An 18,368-nucleotide genomic window follows, 5' to 3' on the forward strand; every position below is an offset into this window, starting at 1 on the left:
GGCTTACATTCAGTTACGAATGCGGCACGAATATGGTTTATGCTAGCTTGAAAGGGCTCGGCCGTAAGGCACCGGGTCGTGCGTGGGACCCGGCCGCTGACGCGTCACGGCTCATAAATCAACAAAAGCCGTTGACGACTTCCGCCACGCCCCATCCTGAGTATTAGCCCTGACAAAACACTAGCCTGTCATCCCCTAGCGGAAATCTCTCGAGCGCTGATCCAACTGAAGCGACTCGTTTGCCAAGTCGGAAATACGACCGACGATCACATGGATCACCCCTTTGCGATTTTCTAATTTGCCGTCGACGAGCCATAGATTGCTCGCCTGAGCGATCCGAAAGAATCGCTTCCACACCGCCGCATAAAAAACCAGGTTCACCGCCCCTGTTTCATCTTCGATCGTGACAAACGTGATCCCTTTGGCGGTTCCCGGCCGTTGACGCATCAAGACTAATCCGGCGACGCGAACGTGCCGCCCGTCTCGCAGCGTCTTCAGTTCGCTGGCACACACGCAGCGCTGCCGGTTCAGTTCGCTCCGCATGAACGAAACCGGATGTGCCTTTAAACTCATGCCCGTGGTGCTGTAATCCGCGTGTACCTCCTCTTGAGGCGTCATCGGAATTAATTCTTCGGGGATCAATTCGTCGTCGTCTTGCTCGGCGTCGAACAAAGGCCGCGACTGAGGTTTCTTTTCTACGGCCAACGATTGCCAAATCGCCCCCCGCCGATCTCCCGCGATCGACTCAAACGCATCGGCATCGGCCAACGTTGCGACCACCGCGTTGGATACCTTGGTGCGATGAACCAATTCCGCGATGCTGCGAAACGGGCCATGACGCTCGCGTTCGCCAAGGATCACATCCGCCGCTGCGGCGGGAAATCCACGCACCATCTGCATCCCCAAACGAATCGCAGGTTGCGACCGGTTGGCATCTTTGTGCAGCGTCGATTCCCAACGACTCTCGTTGATATCGACCGGCAGCGTTCGCACACCATGCTGTTTCGCATCGGCGACTAATTGTGCGGGCGCGTAGAATCCCATGGGTTGGCTGTTCAGCAGCGCCGCGCAGAACGCAGCGGGATAGTGGCATTTCAAATAACACGACGCGTAGACCAACAACGCAAAACTAGCCGCATGCGATTCAGGAAACCCGTATTCACCAAACCCACGAATTTGGTTGAACACGTGCTCGGCAAACTCACCCGTCAATCCATGATCCTTCATTCCCTGGAGCAATTTGACTCGGAAACGATCGATCACACCGGGACGCCGCCACGCCGCCATTGCGCGTCGCAACTGATCCGCTTCACCCGGGGTAAACCCTGCCGCGACCACCGCCAACCGCATCGCTTGCTCTTGAAAGATCGGTACTCCGAGCGTTTTCTCTAACACGCCGCGAATCGCTTCGCTGGGATACACCACCGCTTGCGGATTCTCGCGAGCTTGCAGAAACGGATGCACCATGTTGCCTTGGATTGGCCCCGGCCGCACGATCGCGACCTCGACGACCAGATCGTAGTAGCAACGCGGCTTCAATCGCGGCAACATGCTCATCTGAGCTCGACTTTCGATCTGAAACACACCCACCGTATCGGCAGCACAGATCATGTCGTAGGTCGGTTTGTCATCGGCCGGGATGTTGGAAAGCGACAACTCGCGTCCATGATGCTCGGACACCAATTCAAACGCACGACGAATCGCCGACAACATGCCCAGCGCTAGCACATCGACTTTCAAAATCCCCAAATCATCCAAATCATCCTTGTTCCACTGGATCACCGTGCGGCCTTCCATTGCCGCGTTTTCGATCGGACACAGCTCGCACAAATCGCCTTGCGTGATCACCATCCCGCCGACGTGCTGAGATAAATGCCGTGGGAAACCGACAAGCGATTGAACCAGATAGACGAATCGCTTCCCCATCTCGGTATCAGGATCCAGTCCACCGCCGCGACATCGCTCGGCAAAGTCAGTCGCACCATCACGTCCACTGGCAAATTTGGCTAACGAATCAACCACATCCGGCGACATCCCCAGTGCCTTACCGACTTCGCGAATTGCACTGCGAGTCCGATACGAGGTGACCGTGGCGGTCAAACCAGCACGATGACGGCCGTACTTTTCATACAAGTACTGCAACACCTCTTCGCGGCGTTGATGCTCGAAATCAACATCGATATCGGGTGCTTCGTTTCGCTCGCGGCTAATAAATCGCTCGAATAACAAATCCGTTTGACTGGGGTCCACGTTGGTGATACCCAAACAGTAACACACGGTCGAGTTGGCTGCCGAACCACGCCCCTGACATAAAATATTCCGCTCGCGAGCAAAACGGACCATGTCCCAAACGGTCAAAAAATAGGCTTCGTACTGCAGCTCGCGAATCAATTCCACCTCGTGACGGATCAACGCGATTACTTTCTCGGGAACACCGCCCGGCCATCGCTGCTTTGCCCCCTCCCAAGTCAAACGACGCAGATGGTCGATCGGTGTCATCCCGCCGGGGGCAAGTTCGACCGGATACTCGTAGCGAAGTTCATCGAGTGAAAACCTGCACTGCTGGGCAATTTCGACTGTACGAGCGATTGCATCTGGGGCATCGCGATACAAATCGGCGATCTCCGCCAGCGAACGCATGCCATGTTGGCTATTGGCAAATCGCTCGCGGTGAACATGATCGATCGTGGTTCCATGACGGATCGCCGTCACACAATCATGTAACAACATCCGCGGGGCGGTGTGATAATGAACATCGCCGGCGGCGACCAACGGCACATCGTTTTTCAACGCAAATTCACGCAGTCGTTCCGCCTTGCCGCAATCATCGACGCCACGGTGCAATTCCAGAAACATGTAGCGACGACCGCCAAAGACATCTCGAAATGACGTTCGCAAAAATTTCCCAGTACACGCGTCGGTCGGAATCACGGCGGCGATCATCCCTTCGCTAGCCGCCGCGATATCGTCCCAGGCAAGTTCACATTGCCCCTTTTCGCATCGCATCCGGCCCAGCGAAATCAGCCGGCACAATCGGCCGTACGCCGCACGGTCGGTCGGCCAAACGACCATCGGTGGGGCATCGATGGGATGCAGTTCGCTGCCCACGATGTACTGGATCCCGACCTCTTTGGCGGGAGTATGTCCGCGAACGATCCCCGCCAGCGACGATTCGTCGGTGATCGCGATTCCGCTGTAGCCCAACTCATGGGCTTGCTCGACAAGTTCGTCTGGATGGGAGGCCCCCTTCAAGAACGAAAAATTACTTTTGCAGTGCAGTTCAGCGTACTGCATCGCGCCCACCCCAACGGAGAACATCAGCCCAACCAAGCAATTGGGCAATCAAAAACATCGATAAAATCGCCATTTGGACCGTCATTTGCAAAGATTCTAGTACAGCGAACGAATAGTAATTTTGCCACGCGAAGCAGCTTTCAGCGACACGAAAACCTTCAAACCCTATTGATTCGAAATGCAACCGGCACCGATGACGGCCTCCAACGCCCATTCCACCCCACTCAGCAATGAAGCCGATGTCTCTCACCCAGTGCTGGTGGGGTATCTGTTTTGGATCCTGGGATTTTTCGGCGCCCACCGCTTCTACTTTGGCAAACCGCTGACCGGGATTTTGTGGTTTTTCACCGGCGGGCTCCTACTGGTCGGCTGGATCGTCGACGCCTTTTTTATTCCCGCGATGGCAGACGAGGCAAACCAAAGATACCCCAATGGCCGCATCGATTACACCGTGACTTGGGTGCTTCTAACATTCTTAGGGCTGTTCGGCATTCACCGCTTCTATATGGGCAAGATCGGCACAGGCATCATTTACCTAGTGACCGGCGGGCTCTTTGGGATCGGTTATGCCTACGATATCTGCACACTGAACGAGCAAGTCGAAGAGCTGAACCGGTTTGGCTGATTTGCGACTTGGGCTGGTCTCTTGCCGTCTTCTGCGACAAATCATAATCCGAAGCGTAAGTTCTGAAGTTGCGCTATTAGACGTTCTTCGGGCCAAAGGCTGGGCCATCTGCCTAGCCTGGCCCAACGGGCCAGGTTTTCTTCATTGGTTTTCTTGGTCCCAGCCTGTTGGGCTGGGCTAGGTAAACGTCCGGGGCTTTGCCCTTAAATACAAACACGCAACTTCATACAGCACAAGCGAGGTCTATGGCTCAGGCCACCGGACGCACGATCACCTTGGCACCTTGTTTGCCGATCACACGCACTTGGGTACCGGGATCGACAAAGTCTCCTTCGGTAACAACATCGACGGTGAAATCGTCCACCATCACACGCCCGCCTGGCCGTAGCGCCGAGATCGCTTCACCGACGCTGCCCACTTCGACGCGTTGCCAACCGGGTAGCGATGTGGCCGCCATCCCCTCGCTCGTTCCGCTACCTTCCAGTGCAACCGTCGGCTTTAACGTCAACCGACTCAGCCCCGGAATCTCACTTAGGTATTGAGCCAGCACCAGAAGCGCGATCAGAAAGGCGACAAAGGCTCCGACCACCGTCAGCACATCCATGCCAAGCGATGCCAGTTCTTCGCTGCTGTGAGGCATCAAGAAGCGTCGCGATGCCATTACCAACGACCCAAGCGACAACACAATCCCGCTGATCCCCGCGACGCCGAAACCAGGAATCACAAACACTTCGGCCGCGATAAACAACAATCCGATGACAAACAAGGTCACCTCGAGCCAACCGGCCGTGCCTCCCAAAAAACGACTCCAGAAAAACAGCCCAAAACAGAGCGTCGAGGTCAAGCCGCCGATCCCCAACCCCGGAGCACTCAGTTCGATCACCAAGGCGGTCAATCCGATCACGATCAACAGGAAGGTCACAAAGCCTGAGTTCAGAATCAGCACCAGTGTATCGACCCAAGTTCGCTCGAGCGTCGGAATCGGTTCCTGCAAATTCAGCGTCGAAGCCAACTCGGCGCGACTGGCCACGGTTTGATCGATCAGCCCGAGTTCGGCGGCGCGACGGCCATTGGCGGTAAAGAACATCTCTTTGCCCGCTTCGCGAACAGGCGGCCCCTTTTCCCAAGCGTCTTGGTTCTCCAGTGCAACCCATTCTTTGTCTGAAAAATAGCGAACCGAGCCGTTCTCTTTGTTCGTTGCTTTAAAGACAACCATGTCTTTGTCAGTCATCTTTTCGGCCAACGCGATTGGCCGGCCCGTGGCTTCGGCGGTGTCACGCACCTTTTGCGCCAACACACTGCGGCTCTTCGCTTCGGTGTAACGGTACGCCCCGTCGGCGCCCATCACGATTTCACCCGCGTCTCCGATACGAGCATCAGGCAGCATGATGATTTTGTCACACGACAGTGCAAACAGCGCCGCGCCACTGATCGCGTCCTTTTCGACGAACGCGACCGTTTCGACATCGTTGGCGTCGAGCACCATGTCCATCAATTCGAACGTGACCTGCGTGAATCCACCCGGGCTGTGGATATCAAAGATCACGACATCCACGCCTGAATCGACCGCATCGCGAAACTTTCGCTCCAGCAGTGCAGCGCTGAGCGGGTGAATCATTTCATGCAGCGGAATGATCACCGCTTTCCGCGGCGATGTTTGACGATCCAGCTCGGCTTTGGCGGCCTCTTGGCTCCGCGCCGCCACCGGCGATAGCAACAGGGCGGCAAGGCAAATTGTGATGAAAGTTGGCAAACCACGCATTTTGCGTTCCCAGAACAATGATGTCGTAAAACATTCGCCTTTTAATTCTAACAGACGATACTTACGAGGCTCGTTTCCAGATCAAATGCGGCGCCAAAAACTGGGAAAGATCAAAACCAGCACACTGAAAACCTCGACACGCCCGAGCATCATCAGCCAGACAAACAAAAATTTCGCCTGCTGACTAAACCCCGCATAGTTCTGCGTGGCTCCGACCACTCCCAAACCAGGCCCGATGTTGTTGAGCGTTGCCGCCACGGCACTGGCTGAATCAAGCAACTTTTCGTCCAACGTTCCTTCGTTCACGAGCGCTGCGGCCTTGCTTTTGGAAAGTGGCGGTTGACCATTCTCGATCGATTCCGCCTCGGCCTCGGCCAAATCCGCCGCCGACACAGCGCCCCAAGTCCCCCGCGGTTCAAACGTGATCAAAAACAGCCACGAGAAAACAAAGATCGCCAAAATCATGGAAAAGTAGACCACGATGCCGTGTGCCAAGTGAGGATCATCGACTGGGGCTCCGCCGACGCGAATCGGGCGAACCACGCGAGGGCGATGAGCTCTTTCGATCTCAAGACGTAGGATCTTGTAGAACAACACGTGACGAATCACCTTCATTCCGCCCCCGGTGCTGCCGGCACAACCCCCGACAAACATCAGTAACAACAAGATGCCTCGACCAAAATTATTCCACTGATCAAAATCCGCCGTCCCATAACCGGTCGTCGTAATGATCGACACGACTTGGAACAACCCGTTGCGGACCGATTCACTATACGTGCCAAACCCCACATCCCCCGCTCGCATCCCGAAGAACACAATACAAATGGCAACGCCAGCGATGATGCCGACGAAGGTGCGGAATTCGATATCGCGAAGCAGACGCCGCGGACCATCAAAAATGGACAGATACAGCAGCGTAAAATTGGTCCCCGCCAACACCATGAAAACGATCGTTGTGTACTCGATCGTGGCACTTTCAAAACGCCCAAGACTGCGGTTGTAAGTGCTAAAGCCGCCCGTCGCCATCGTGCCAAACGCATGACACAGTGCATCGAATACCGACATTCCTTCGATCGCGTAGATCACCGTTAGAATCGCGTTCAGCGCAATATAGATTGCCGCAAACACCAATGCCGTATGCTGCATCCGCGGCATACTGCCTTCCTTGGTTGGCCCTGGCATCTCGGCTCGCATCATCGCTTTGCCCGCCGATCCTTGACCCAGGATCGCGACAAACAAAACGACAATCCCTAGCCCGCCGAGGAAGTGGGTCCACGACCGCCAAAACAAAATACAATGCGGCACGCTGGCGGGCGTTTCCAGATCGGTGATCACCGTCGCCCCGGTCGTGCTAAAGCCTGACTGGGACTCGAACATCGCTTCGATAAACGTGATCGGACGATCCGGCGCGATCTCGGTTCCACTCAAATAATAGGGCAACGCCCCGAGCACCGTCGCCAACACCCAACTGAGTCCGACGATCGCCATCGCCTCTTTCTGATACAGCGGTCCGCCGCGATGACGTCGACCGATCACCAGCAACACGCCTCCCACGATCATGCTGACCGCGGTTCCCAACAACAGCCCCTTGGCTCCTTCGATTTCGAATGCCTCGGCCGCTGGCAAATGGGTTCGGTTCGCAAATGCCGGAAAGGCAAATGGCAAACAGAAACTCATTGAGCCGCCAATGAGCAAACAGATTGTGCCGAGCACGCGAAACAGGAGCGGAAAGTTCAAAGCACGTCGGTCGGTAGCGAAGGGAGAAGCGGGGGACCTTTTGTCGTGCACACAGCTTAACCAGACTTTGCCGAGTGTCGTAGAGTCCTTCGCGAACGAAGTCGTGGCCTCATCCGCTTTGGCAGCAGACGGGTGATTTTTATGGCGGAGCGGCGCGAGCCGCCCGGTCAAAATCGAACGTTTTACTCGCCGCGACCAGGCGGCCTCGCGCCACACCGTTACCCAAACACCGTAGAAAACAGGGTTTCGATAGCAATTTATCTTTCCTTCCCGATGGTTCCGACTATTTCCCCCATTTCCGCTTGGTGTTGATGCCCCATAATTGATTCAAAAGGACTCGCGAATCCACGCGAACTCTCATCTTGAGCATCCGAAAAGGGGTCTGACCCTCTCCGGCGAGACAAAAAAACTCAACAAAAACGACTCGCCTCCAAAGGGTCAGACCCCTTTTCGGATGCTCTATTATTGTCCGATGGAAACGAATCTATGTGCGGTCGATTTACGCTCCGAACCTCAATGGCTGATCTTCGCCAATTGTTCCTCCCTCAAGAGGATCCCGATGTCTTTTCGGGGGCGGTCGATTCCGTGCTGAATCGACCTCGCTACAACATCGCCCCGACTCAATCCGTCGCGGTGATCCGTCAGCTTGCCGACAACTCGCCGGAATTCGCTGCGATGCGGTGGGGATTTATTCCTAGCTGGGCCGACGATGTCGCCATCGGAGCTCGCATGATCAATGCACGCAGTGAAACGATTGACCAGAAACGGTCGTTTCAAAACGCTTTCCAAAACCAGCGTTGCCTGATTCCCGCCGACGGTTATTTTGAATGGCAAAAGGTGGGATCGGCAAAGCAGCCTTATTATTTACACCAACCCGATGACGCTCCGTTTGCGATGGCCGGACTTTGGGAACTGAACACGAAAGCATCCGATGACGCATCGCCGATCGCTTCGTTCACCGTGATCACGACGGCGGCCAATTCGGTCACCGGCAAAGTTCACGATCGGATGCCGGTGATTCTTGATCGCAAGGATTTCCAGGCCTGGCTTGACCCCAATTTCCACGACACCTCGTCGCTGAAAAAACATCTTACTGCCGCAGCGGATGACTTTTTCGAAATCACGGCCGTATCGCGGCGAGTCAACCACGTTGGCAATGACGATTCCGGCTGTATTGAACCCGTGGCCCCTAAACCGCAAGGCCCCAAGACAACTCAGGCGACACTTTTCGATTAACCACCGCCGTGTCCCTGATTAACGCTCCTCTTCGGCCGACTCATCCACGGTCGTATCGAATTGGCTAAGCGTTGCCAAGGTTCCATCATCGATTTCGATGGAATCAAACGTCTCTCCCATCAACGTTTCGTCCACCAACGTTGTTGCACCGGTACTTTGGCGTTGACGTGGCAACATCCGCGAGACGATCACGGTGATATTGTCCTCGCCGCCTCCTTCGTTTGCGACGCGGATCAATTCTTGGCATATCGACTGTGCATCGTCTCCCTCGCTAACCATTAACGCCAAGGCATCGTCGTTGACGTAGCGATGCAGTCCATCACTACACACCACCACAGTATCGCCCACTAACAACTCAACCCTTTCCACCTGAGCGACTAAGTCTCCCTCGAGTTGCCCGCCCAAAACATTCCAAAGCACGTTGCTCCAGCGACTTGCGGATTCCTCTTCTGGCGTCAGGTCGCCCGCATCGACCATCCGTCGCGCCAGCGTATGGTCCGTGGTCAATCGCTGAGTATTCCCGTCACGAACCAAGTAACAACGGCTATCGCCGGCATGCAAGACCGACAGATAAGGCCAAATAATTTCGGCCATCGTCAATGTCGTCCCCATCCCAAATTGTTCGGGGTTTTGCTGAGCTTGTCTTAAAATCATCGAATGAGTATTGCGGAGCAGCGTCTGCATCCACCGAGCTTGCTCGATCCCATCCCAAGAATCGGCATTCAAGGTTGGCCGCGTCGGGTCCGCTAAACGCCGGGCAAGAAATTGGACTGCCAACTGACTCGCCCGTTCGCCAGCCGCATGCCCTCCCATGCCGTCCGCAACGATCAAAATTTCGCTCTCCGCCTCGCCAAAGAACGTCAGCGGTGGATCATGAGGCAAACTCGTCGAGGTCGAACAAACACTCAAGCGGCGGGTTCCCACCAAAAACTGATCTTGGTTCGATTCGCGTGCTCTGCCGATATCGGTCAAGCCGCACGTGTCAATCGTGACGCCAGCGTCCCCGTGGGATTGCGGGTCCGAACCACTGTTAGCACCATTCATGTCGTTCGCTGCTCACCGGGCAATATGATTAGATTCACGCTGAAATGCGGAGCTCGACAACAAGCCCTACCTTAAATTACCAAAATGCCACCGATCTGTCGCTAATCCCAAGACTGCCATGTTCGCTTCGCCCCGATCGCTTGCCAAATCGCATTTGGAAGTAGCGAACCGATCTGGACACCGAGAGTCACTAACGAAAGAAGGATAAAACCTGCGCCCGAAACCATTGACTTTCTTGCCTAGCAATGATCCGCTGACCCCTGAAACGCACACATCAGCCGATTTCGTGCAGACCTTTTTTCGGAGCACCGATGATCTTTCGCATCAAAGAAAAGTTTTGGGCTTGGGGCGATGACTTTTCCATCACCGATGCCAGCGGCGACTCGCGGTATTACGTTGATGGCAAAGCGTTTTCATGGGGCGATAAACTCTCGTTCCAAGACACCAGCGGCAACGAACTGGCATTCATCAGCCAAAAATTGCTCGCATGGAAACCAACTTACCAGATACTGATCGACGGTCGTGTGTTTGCCGAAGTCAAAAAGGAGTGGACTTGGTTTAAGAAGCAATTCACGCTCGATGTCCCTGGTCCGAACGACTACACGATCAACGGATCATTTTGGTCGCATGAATTCACGTTCGAGCGAAGCGGCCGGACTGTCGCAACGGTAAGCAAGAAACTGTGGTCGTGGACCGACAGCTATGGAGTCGAGATCGTCGATGGCGAAGACGAAGTCGCCGTGCTGTGTGCCTGTATCGTGATCGACCAAGTCTTGCACGATGAATCCAATCGCAACGATTAATCGCCTCCGGCGCCGTCCCAGAGGAACATCTAGGAATTCCCCCAATTTCGTAGCGAAAGTCGCGGAGACTTTCGGTGTTAGACGTCGAAGGCCGAAACTCTTTACCGCGGAGCAAGCGAGATCCGGTATGATAAAGCGGGGACGATCGATACGCCGGCAGGGCAACTCGAGTTCGATCGTCCGACCTTTTCTTCTGTGAATTCCGAGGCTCTCATGCTCGCGCGACTGAAAACGTTCACGCTGTTGGGGATCGAGGCGATGCCGGTCGATGTCGAAGTCGACATCTCGCCCGCCGCGATGCCCAAAACGATCTTGGTCGGATTGCCCGACGCGGCGGTCAAAGAGAGCACCCACCGCGTCGAACGCGCGATCGTCAACAGTGGCTTCGTTCGGCCTCAAGACCGAGTCGTGATCAACCTGGCCCCAGGGGATCTTCCGAAACAAGCCGCATCGTTCGATCTGCCCGTCGCCCTAGGCGTGCTGGCCGGCAGCGGCCAATTGGCGCTCGACCGGCTCGAAGATTATGCCGTCGTCGGTGAACTCGCGCTCGAAGGGTTGACACGGCCCATCCGAGGTGCCCTTTCGATCGCAATCGAAGCCTCCAAGAACACGAATTTGAAAGGCCTGGTCGTACCGGCCGAAAACGCACACGAGGCCGCCGTCGTTGATGGCATCGAAGTGATTCCAGTGTGCAGTTTGTCGCAAGCGGTTGCATTTTTTGCTGGCGAGATCGAGATCGATCCGGTCCCAAGCTGTGTTAATCAATTGTTTGAAGAGTTCAGTACCTACGAAGTGGACTTTGGGGACGTCCGCGGCCAAGAATCAGCCAAACGAGCAATGACGTTGGCCGCCGCTGGAAACCACAATCTCATCATGGTCGGTCCGCCAGGCAGTGGCAAAACGATGCTGGCTAAACGGATGCCGACGATCCTGCCGCCGCTGACGGCTCCCGAGTCGATCGCGACAACGCGTATCTACAGTGCGCTCGGCCAATTGCCCGCCGGACAACCGCTGTTGGCATGCCGTCCGTTTCGCAGTCCGCATCATACGATCAGCGACGCAGGATTGGTCGGTGGCGGAAGTCCTCCATCGCCGGGCGAAATCAGCAAGGCACACAACGGCATTTTGTTCCTTGACGAACTTCCCGAGTTCAACCGCAAAACACTCGAGGTGATGCGGCAACCGCTCGAAGACGGCGTCGTCACGATCTCGCGTGCACTCCGCAGCACCACGTTCCCAGCGAACTTTATGTTGATCGCGGCGGCCAACCCATGTCCATGCGGTTACCGCAGCGATCCACGCCGGACATGTAACTGTTTGCCGACTCAGATCGAAAAGTACATGGGAAAGATTTCGGGTCCGTTGATGGACCGCATCGACATACATATCGAAGTGCCCGCGGTGCCGTTTGACGAACTTTCATCGCCCGCCGGTGGTGGATCCACCAGTACCCAGATGCGAGCGGATGTCACGAAAGCTCGCGAAGGCCAATTGGCTCGGTTCGGTAACGGAGCGGTTCAGTACAATGCGCAAATGAGCAGCCGGCAGGTGCGTCAATTCTGCAAACTGAACAAACCGTGCCAGCACATGTTGCGGCACAGCGTCGAGGAGATGGGGTTATCGGCGCGAGCTCATGACAAGATCCTGCGAGTGGCAAGAACGATCGCCGACGTCGCTGGCGACGAATCGATCGACGAAACGCATCTCGCCGAAGCGATCGGCTACCGCAGCCTAGACCGCGACTTTTGGAGCTGAACCCATTGTCGCTCGGCTTTCCAAGCCGATTTGCGTCCGGACGAGTTCGCCGCAATTTGATTCGCTTCCGTCCGGCTTGTCTAGGCGGAGCGGACAACTGGAGACGCCCCATTTTCTGCCACCTCTCCACCAAGTTCGCAGACGGCTGATTTAATGGCATCGATTACAGGCCGGAGGCCGACACACACTCTGACGGTGGCGTGAGCCACCGGCTAGCGGAGGTGGGAAAACATAGCCCAGCGGGCGACACACTCTCGGTCATTGTGTCGGCCTCCGGCCTTACGGCGACAGGTCGCCCCTAAACCGTTGGCTCACGCCAACGGCAAGTCACGTTTCGGCCTCCGGCCTATTTACCTGCTACTCAACCAACAGTCTTCATCGTCGGTAAAGAGGTGACTGCAGTCGCGGACGGAAGGACCATCCATGGTTGTTGAACGAATTCAGGAAGAGCCCAGACGAACAGCAGACGGCTCAGTCGCAAGCCGCAGCAACCCCGAACGTCAGCCATGGTTCATGAGTATTCGCTAAGTCCGTTTGTTGCAACATCCTGACATCGGCGCTGAAGCCAGCGTCATCTTTTGCCAGACTTGGTACTTGAGTTTGCTAACGCGTGGGACGCACCATTGCAAGTGGGGTCAGCGGGGTGAAGACTCGTCAAAATGAATATTTCACAATTCCCCATCGAGACTCTAGAAAAATTGACAGCCACGGACGAGAGCTATAGACTTGCCCCTTATGGGAGCTACGCGATCCACAATCAGCCTGTATGGGCTGCAAACGGTTGGTCTCACTATTTTTCATTTCTCATGTCGAATTTGGAAGGTTTTATGCGTTACCGGCTTTTGATGTTTTTAACTCTGTTTGTTCCGGTCGCCTGCACGCTCGGCTGTGGAGATTCCTCGGGAACGAGAGTTCTCGAGGGCGAGGTACAGGTCGACCCTGATGTCGGCAACGATGTCAATGATCCCGAGAAAATGGAGGCTCTGATGAACGCGGATCCAACTCCGCCGCGATGATTCGTTTGTTTTTCTCACACGTTATGGACTAGTCACATGCATGAAAATTGTTCGACGCCTCGATGGCGAGAGGGTTTCACCTTGGTGGAACTTTTGGTTGTGATCGCCATCATTGGCGTTCTTGTCGGATTGCTGCTACCCGCAGTTCAGGCGGCTCGTGAAGCGGCCCGGCGGATGAGTTGCAGCAACAACTTCAAGCAAATCGGTTTGGGAATGCACAACTACCATTCCGCTTACCAGATGTTTCCTAGCACTTGGGACGGATCAGCTCCTAATGGCTACCGCGTCAATCTAAACCTCGTCGGCATTTTACCCTTTATTGAGCAGCAGGCGCTTTGGGAGCAACTCAGCAATCCATCAGTGCAAGGAACTACAAACTTCGATCCGATGGGTGCGTCTCCCGGCACCGACTCGCCGACATACATCCCATGGATGACTCAGGTGATGAGTTATCGTTGTCCAAGTGACCCCGCGGTGCTCAATGGTGCGGGACAGACGAATTACGGGAACTGCTATGGGGATACGATTCGAGGCGCCGGACGTTCACCGGAACCGGGCGACCGCAATCACCACACGGGTGTGACCGGCTGTCACCGAGGATTATTTGCGAGAGAAAAAATCACTCGGTTCCGAGACATCAAGGATGGCACCTCCAATACCATCGCAATGGGAGAATTATGTGTGATGGATTTCGAGCGTGGAGTTCGAAGCTATGTATTCCATCTCGATGGCAGTGATTGGTGGCGTCCCACTCCTGACAAATGTAAATCGGGGGCTCACATCAATCCCGAGTCGCCATCACAGTACGCAACAGGCGGTATTTGGCAGCGTGGACGTCGCTGGGCAGACGGTCATTGGCATTCGACGGCCGTTATGACCGTATTGCCCCCGAACTCTCCTTCCTGCCTTCGGTCAACCGATTCCAATGACGGCTTAGCTTCGGTCACCAGCTACCACCAAGGTGGTGCTCATGTGTTGATGGCGGACGGTGCCATCCGCTTCGTCACCGACTCGATCGAATCGGGAGACCTGACCCAACCGCCGGTTGCGAATGGCGGTGGTTGGACCGCACCAGGTTCGAAGAGCCCTTACGGGTTATGGGGCGCGCTTGGAACTATTCGAGGCAAGGAAACAGAGTCGCTCGAGTAGCCACTGAGCTTCGATGCTTCCCCATCCATTTGAGATCCCCCGCCGAGCCAATCGGCGAGGGATTTTTTTGTGGTGCGGCTCCTGGTGGTTGGCGGAAAGCCCCAGGTGTTTTGTGCCTATTTTCCGCTGTACACTAAGCTTGCGCGGTCGGCCCTCACCCGGACGAGGCCTAAAGGGCCCGTCCGACCTCTCCCAAGCTGCGCTCGGGCGAGGTGACTCGTTTTGGCTCTAGCAGTTTGCAAAACATGGCATACGAAAACTTATGCGAGGACGTCCGCGTGATGCGCTGAACGCAAAAGTTGAACCGGTTTTACTCCAGAACGGCGGCCAGCTCTCCTAGTTCGATCCGGGTGACTTGCGTTTCGGCTAGGCCGTTGTTCTCCTTGCGGTCTCCGGCGCAGTGGCCTAGTAACACGGCATCCTCGGTGAACTCGATCGCGGTGTAACAGTACCATCCATCGGGGTTGTCAAACAGCGTGAGCGATCGAAGCCAAGTCTTGCCTTCGTCGTCGCTGATGGCAAGCGATAACGGAGTGCGTTTTCCTTGTAATTCAGCTGCGATGTTGGTGTGATCATTCCAGACACAAACCAAGCTATCCGTTCCAGGAATGCGTTCGATCGTGGCAGGTGATGTGGGAGACAGAAGTGTCGACGGGAGCAGCGGCGACCAGGTTTCTCCACCGTCGGCGGAATGGCTGATTTGTTGACTGCCAGCGTTCGAGCGTACAAACATCATCACACGACCATCCCGAAGCTGGACCACGCCAGGCTCTTGCGCGAGATACCGTTTGCCGCTGCTAGGATCGAGCGTTTCTAAAATGGTTTTGCTCACGCGCCACGTGCTGCCTGCATCATCGCTGAGATAACACAGCACGCGACCGGCCCAATCAGGCTTTTCCAATTTCGGCGAATTGTGCAGCGCCATCGGCATGACCAACCGTCCATCCTTCAGCTGAATTACACGATCGTTGTTCAATACATAGTAGCCAACCTCGGAATCGGGAATGATCGTCTGCGGCGGGCTCCACGTCGCAGCCTCATCGCTGCTGAAGCGAACCACAGGCCGACAATCCAGAAGTGATTGCTTGCTCAGATAGAACATCGCAATGCGTCCGTCGGCCAATCGCAGCAGCGATACCGACATGATATTGAACCCCGCCTCGTTCTCCAAAATCCGCGTGTCCGTCGCGTCCCACGTTTTACCGCCGTCTGCTGAATACCGACCGGCAAGATGGGCAGAGGCATGGTCGCTGCCACCGCCCGTGAAATGCGTATAGACAAATAGCAAGCGGCCATCAGTGAGCTGGATAAAGTCGCCTTCACTGTTTCGCGGATTCCCGGAGGTCGGCGGCAACCGCAGAGTGACCGCAGAACTCAGGGCCGCTTCGTCAGCAAACAAAGGATTCGTGTTTGACACAAACGCCAACGACAGAATCGATCCGAGAGCCAGAAACGACAACGCAGAATGGAAGCAACGCATGGTGGGAACCTCGTTCAAAAGGAGATTTTGGGGCGGGTGGCGGGTGGAGGGTGGCGGGTGGAATGCGGAGGAAATCTAGGCAAGTCTCAGTGAACGCCGTCACTGGCCTGTAGGCTTTTGTCTGGATACCCATTGAATTGCAAACTCCTGCCTGGCGAACGAGTGGAGACGAGGCGGGAACCTCCAAAGCAGTGCGCTCCTAGGCGGGAGCCTGGGAACGAGCGAGTATTGAAGTTTACTCGTTTTTCGGCTGCATTGCTTTCCATGCGTCCATCGATCGACGCAAATTCTCTCGTTGATCTCCCTTGATCCCATACGCTTGCAGCCCGACGGGACCTTTGTAATTCATTGCGTGCAGTGTCTCGACCAACCGCCCCCCATCATACGAGCCGCTGCCAAGCGGTTGAATCAAACGAGCCCAACCCATGCTGCGCGTATCCCCTCGGTCGGCTCCATTGAGCGTGACAAAGGAGAGTCGCGGCATGCTACGAGTAAGTAGCTCGCTTGGGTCACGATCGCCTTCGACTTTCAACCAATGGCACAGATTAAACGTAATTCCGACGTCGCTTCGATCGAGTTTTTCCGCTAATCGAATCGAATCTTCAAAACGTTGCATCCAATAGTTGGTGTGAGGATACAACGACACGGACACGTCGCGAGCTGCAGCATAGTCGGCGATCTCGCGGAGCCTTGAAACGGCGACGTCATCGCCGTCCGTGGATGACAACGCAACCGGTTGCCCTTCTTTGCGGACTTCTGAAACTGCGATCCACAATGCGGACTCGTATCCTCGAAGCGAGTCGATGCAATCGCGAAGCGAATCGGATAACGCCGGCGTTTGGTCGTCAAACTTGAGCACCCAATAGACATTGAACAACGTAAGATCGTGTTGTTGAAGCGCCGCGGCCATTTCATCCGCACCTGTAGGGCTGCCGCCAAGCCCCGCGTAACCCAGCTCTTCTAACACGCCAGCGACCTCCGCCGGAGTCCCCGAAACTCCGGTATCCATGGCGAAAAAAGGGTTCTCGGCAGGACAGACCACGGCAACATTCAAGGCTGAAACGATCGTGATGTGCATTGCAAACAGTCGAAAGCCTGGCGTTGCTCGAAACGTCATCGCGTCACTAATCCAAGTTGAGTGAATGAGGTGAGGAAAGGTCAGACAGTTTGATTCTAATCCCCTTTTTTGATCGCATGTTGGCATCATGCCAACGACGCTCGGCTTTCCCAGCCTGTTTGCGTGTGCTCCCAACCAACAACGGCCCTCGCCATCGGCAACTTCGGGTAAAATGCCCGCAGAACGTTCTCCGTGACGAGCAACGCTGTAAAGGATTTCGCAGCAAAACTCGTCAAGAATTTCGGGGGTATACGCCTTGGAACGAAAGTCTTGACGGCTTCCGCTACGCTAAATTAGCACAAACCTACAGGAAAAAATGCCAACATCCGACGCTACCCCAGCAGACCTACGCACGCTTCGTGTTGCCTCGGTTCAATTCGAAGCAGCGGCGGCGAACAAGGAAGCCAACTTTGCAAAGATCGAAGCGTTCGCTGGCAAAGCCGCCAACCAAGATGTGCGACTGGTCGTGTTTCCGGAATGCTGTATCACCGGGTATTGGTTCATTCGCAATCTGTCGCTTGAGCAACTTGGCCAACTTGCAGAATCGATCCCGGATGGCCCCAGCACTCAACGATTGATCAGGTTGGCACGACAATACGGAATCAGCATCGGTGCAGGGCTGGTCGAAGTCAGCGAGAGTGGCGAGTTCTACAATAGTTATGTCGTCGCCTTGCCCGATGGAACGGTCCACTGCCACCGCAAACTGCAGGCGTTTGAGCACACCGCGATCCGCAGTGGAACGGAGTACACCGTGTTCGATCTGCCCGATGGCTTTCGTGTCGGCGTCCTGATTTGCTACGACTGCAACTTGATTGAAAACGTTCGCATCACCGCTCTTCGTGGTGCAGAGATTCTGCTGGCTCCGCATCAAACCGGAGCAGTACGCAGCAAGAATCCGAACTTGATGGGGATCATTGACCGGCAACTGTGGGACAACCGGCACGCGGATTCTGAGACGATCGAAAAAGAATTTCGAAGCGATAAAGGACGAGGCTGGCTGATGCGTTGGTTGCCAAGCCGGGCTCACGACAACGGCATTTTCTTGATCTTCAGTAATGGTGTGGGAGTCGATGATGACGAGATCCGCACCGGCAACGCAATGATCCTGGATCCTTACGGCCGTGTGATCACGGAAACTTGGAAAGCAGACGACGCGATGGTGATCGCCGACCTGGACGCTGGTCTGATGGCCGATGCTACCGGCCGCAGCTGGATTCGTGCTCGCCGACCCGAACTCTATACGCCGCTAACGGTGCCGACGGGGATGGAACGGGATACGCGGGAGATGAAGTTTGAGGAGTAGGGGAAGTGAGGAGTGAGGAGAGGGGGATGTATGGTGGACGAAAGTCT

13 protein-coding genes are annotated in these 18,368 nt (G+C 55.5%); 7 read left to right on the forward strand and 6 right to left on the reverse strand.

The window, feature by feature from the left end:
* Positions 1-195: 195 nt before the first annotated feature.
* Positions 196-3,294: an error-prone DNA polymerase gene (locus ABD971_RS26420; protein ID WP_345326865.1), complete on the reverse strand. Its 3,099-nt coding sequence runs from the start codon at positions 3,292-3,294 to the stop codon at positions 196-198.
* Positions 3,295-3,472: 178 nt separating this feature from the next.
* On the opposite strand from ABD971_RS26420, the gene ABD971_RS26425 reads away from it, so the two are divergent.
* Complete coding sequence (locus ABD971_RS26425) at positions 3,473-3,919, forward strand: NINE protein (RefSeq protein WP_345326853.1); 447 nt, start codon at positions 3,473-3,475, stop codon at positions 3,917-3,919.
* A 250-nt stretch (positions 3,920-4,169) separates the two neighbouring features.
* Here ABD971_RS26425 and ABD971_RS26430 read toward each other — a convergent pair whose 3' ends face one another.
* Complete coding sequence (locus ABD971_RS26430) at positions 4,170-5,681, reverse strand: NfeD family protein (protein ID WP_345326854.1); 1,512 nt, start codon at positions 5,679-5,681, stop codon at positions 4,170-4,172.
* An 81-nt stretch (positions 5,682-5,762) separates the two neighbouring features.
* Entirely contained in the window at positions 5,763-7,358 is a 1,596-nt protein-coding gene (locus ABD971_RS26435; protein WP_339939310.1) for a TrkH family potassium uptake protein, read from the reverse strand.
* A 546-nt stretch (positions 7,359-7,904) separates the two neighbouring features.
* Between ABD971_RS26435 and ABD971_RS26440 the strand changes: the two genes are divergently transcribed.
* Complete coding sequence (locus tag ABD971_RS26440) at positions 7,905-8,654, forward strand: SOS response-associated peptidase (protein ID WP_345326855.1); 750 nt, start codon at positions 7,905-7,907, stop codon at positions 8,652-8,654.
* 18 nt (positions 8,655-8,672) lie between these two features.
* Here ABD971_RS26440 and ABD971_RS26445 read toward each other — a convergent pair whose 3' ends face one another.
* Positions 8,673-9,698 carry a PP2C family protein-serine/threonine phosphatase gene (locus tag ABD971_RS26445; RefSeq protein WP_339939182.1) on the reverse strand — a complete coding sequence of 342 codons (1,026 nt, stop codon included), beginning with the start codon at positions 9,696-9,698 and terminating at the stop codon, positions 8,673-8,675.
* Positions 9,699-10,009: 311 nt separating this feature from the next.
* On the opposite strand from ABD971_RS26445, the gene ABD971_RS26450 reads away from it, so the two are divergent.
* From ABD971_RS26450 to ABD971_RS26465, 4 genes are all read left to right on the forward strand, one after another.
* Entirely contained in the window at positions 10,010-10,501 is a 492-nt protein-coding gene (locus ABD971_RS26450; RefSeq protein ID WP_339939184.1) for an LURP-one-related/scramblase family protein, read from the forward strand.
* A gap of 213 nt (positions 10,502-10,714) precedes the next feature.
* Positions 10,715-12,256 (forward strand): YifB family Mg chelatase-like AAA ATPase, encoded by a 1,542-nt coding sequence (locus ABD971_RS26455; RefSeq protein ID WP_345326856.1) that lies wholly within the window; start codon positions 10,715-10,717, stop codon positions 12,254-12,256.
* An 806-nt stretch (positions 12,257-13,062) separates the two neighbouring features.
* Positions 13,063-13,272 carry a hypothetical protein gene (locus ABD971_RS26460; RefSeq protein ID WP_345326857.1) on the forward strand — a complete coding sequence of 70 codons (210 nt, stop codon included), beginning with the start codon at positions 13,063-13,065 and terminating at the stop codon, positions 13,270-13,272.
* A gap of 36 nt (positions 13,273-13,308) precedes the next feature.
* On the forward strand, positions 13,309-14,421 hold the full coding sequence (locus ABD971_RS26465; RefSeq protein ID WP_345326858.1) for a DUF1559 family PulG-like putative transporter: 1,113 nt from the start codon (positions 13,309-13,311) through the stop codon (positions 14,419-14,421).
* A 310-nt stretch (positions 14,422-14,731) separates the two neighbouring features.
* Here ABD971_RS26465 and ABD971_RS26470 read toward each other — a convergent pair whose 3' ends face one another.
* On the reverse strand, positions 14,732-15,901 hold the full coding sequence (locus tag ABD971_RS26470; RefSeq protein ID WP_345326859.1) for a sialidase family protein: 1,170 nt from the start codon (positions 15,899-15,901) through the stop codon (positions 14,732-14,734).
* Between the two features lie 235 nt (positions 15,902-16,136).
* Complete coding sequence (locus ABD971_RS26475; RefSeq protein WP_345326860.1) at positions 16,137-17,018, reverse strand: sugar phosphate isomerase/epimerase family protein; 882 nt, start codon at positions 17,016-17,018, stop codon at positions 16,137-16,139.
* A 316-nt stretch (positions 17,019-17,334) separates the two neighbouring features.
* Between ABD971_RS26475 and ABD971_RS26480 the strand changes: the two genes are divergently transcribed.
* On the forward strand, positions 17,335-18,321 hold the full coding sequence (locus ABD971_RS26480) for a nitrilase-related carbon-nitrogen hydrolase (RefSeq protein ID WP_345326861.1): 987 nt from the start codon (positions 17,335-17,337) through the stop codon (positions 18,319-18,321).
* Positions 18,322-18,368: the final 47 nt, after the last annotated feature.

Origin of the sequence: Novipirellula rosea (assembly GCF_039541335.1) — a bacterium.
Lineage (GTDB): Bacteria > Planctomycetota > Planctomycetia > Pirellulales > Pirellulaceae > Novipirellula > Novipirellula rosea.

Coding starts and splice junctions, on each gene's coding strand:
- ABD971_RS26455 (WP_345326856.1), top strand. CDS start 10,715: ATGCTCGCGCGACTGAAAACGTTCACGCTGTTGGGGATCGAGGCGATG.
- ABD971_RS26435 (WP_339939310.1), bottom strand. CDS start 7,358: ATGAGTTTCTGTTTGCCATTTGCCTTTCCGGCATTTGCGAACCGAACC.
- ABD971_RS26440 (WP_345326855.1), top strand. CDS start 7,905: ATGTGCGGTCGATTTACGCTCCGAACCTCAATGGCTGATCTTCGCCAA.
- ABD971_RS26430 (WP_345326854.1), bottom strand. CDS start 5,681: ATGCGTGGTTTGCCAACTTTCATCACAATTTGCCTTGCCGCCCTGTTG.
- ABD971_RS26450 (WP_339939184.1), top strand. CDS start 10,010: ATGATCTTTCGCATCAAAGAAAAGTTTTGGGCTTGGGGCGATGACTTT.
- ABD971_RS26420 (WP_345326865.1), bottom strand. CDS start 3,294: ATGCAGTACGCTGAACTGCACTGCAAAAGTAATTTTTCGTTCTTGAAG.
- ABD971_RS26470 (WP_345326859.1), bottom strand. CDS start 15,901: ATGCGTTGCTTCCATTCTGCGTTGTCGTTTCTGGCTCTCGGATCGATT.
- ABD971_RS26475 (WP_345326860.1), bottom strand. CDS start 17,018: ATGACGTTTCGAGCAACGCCAGGCTTTCGACTGTTTGCAATGCACATC.
- ABD971_RS26445 (WP_339939182.1), bottom strand. CDS start 9,698: ATGAATGGTGCTAACAGTGGTTCGGACCCGCAATCCCACGGGGACGCT.
- ABD971_RS26480 (WP_345326861.1), top strand. CDS start 17,335: ATGCCAACATCCGACGCTACCCCAGCAGACCTACGCACGCTTCGTGTT.
- ABD971_RS26425 (WP_345326853.1), top strand. CDS start 3,473: ATGCAACCGGCACCGATGACGGCCTCCAACGCCCATTCCACCCCACTC.
- ABD971_RS26460 (WP_345326857.1), top strand. CDS start 13,063: ATGTCGAATTTGGAAGGTTTTATGCGTTACCGGCTTTTGATGTTTTTA.
- ABD971_RS26465 (WP_345326858.1), top strand. CDS start 13,309: ATGCATGAAAATTGTTCGACGCCTCGATGGCGAGAGGGTTTCACCTTG.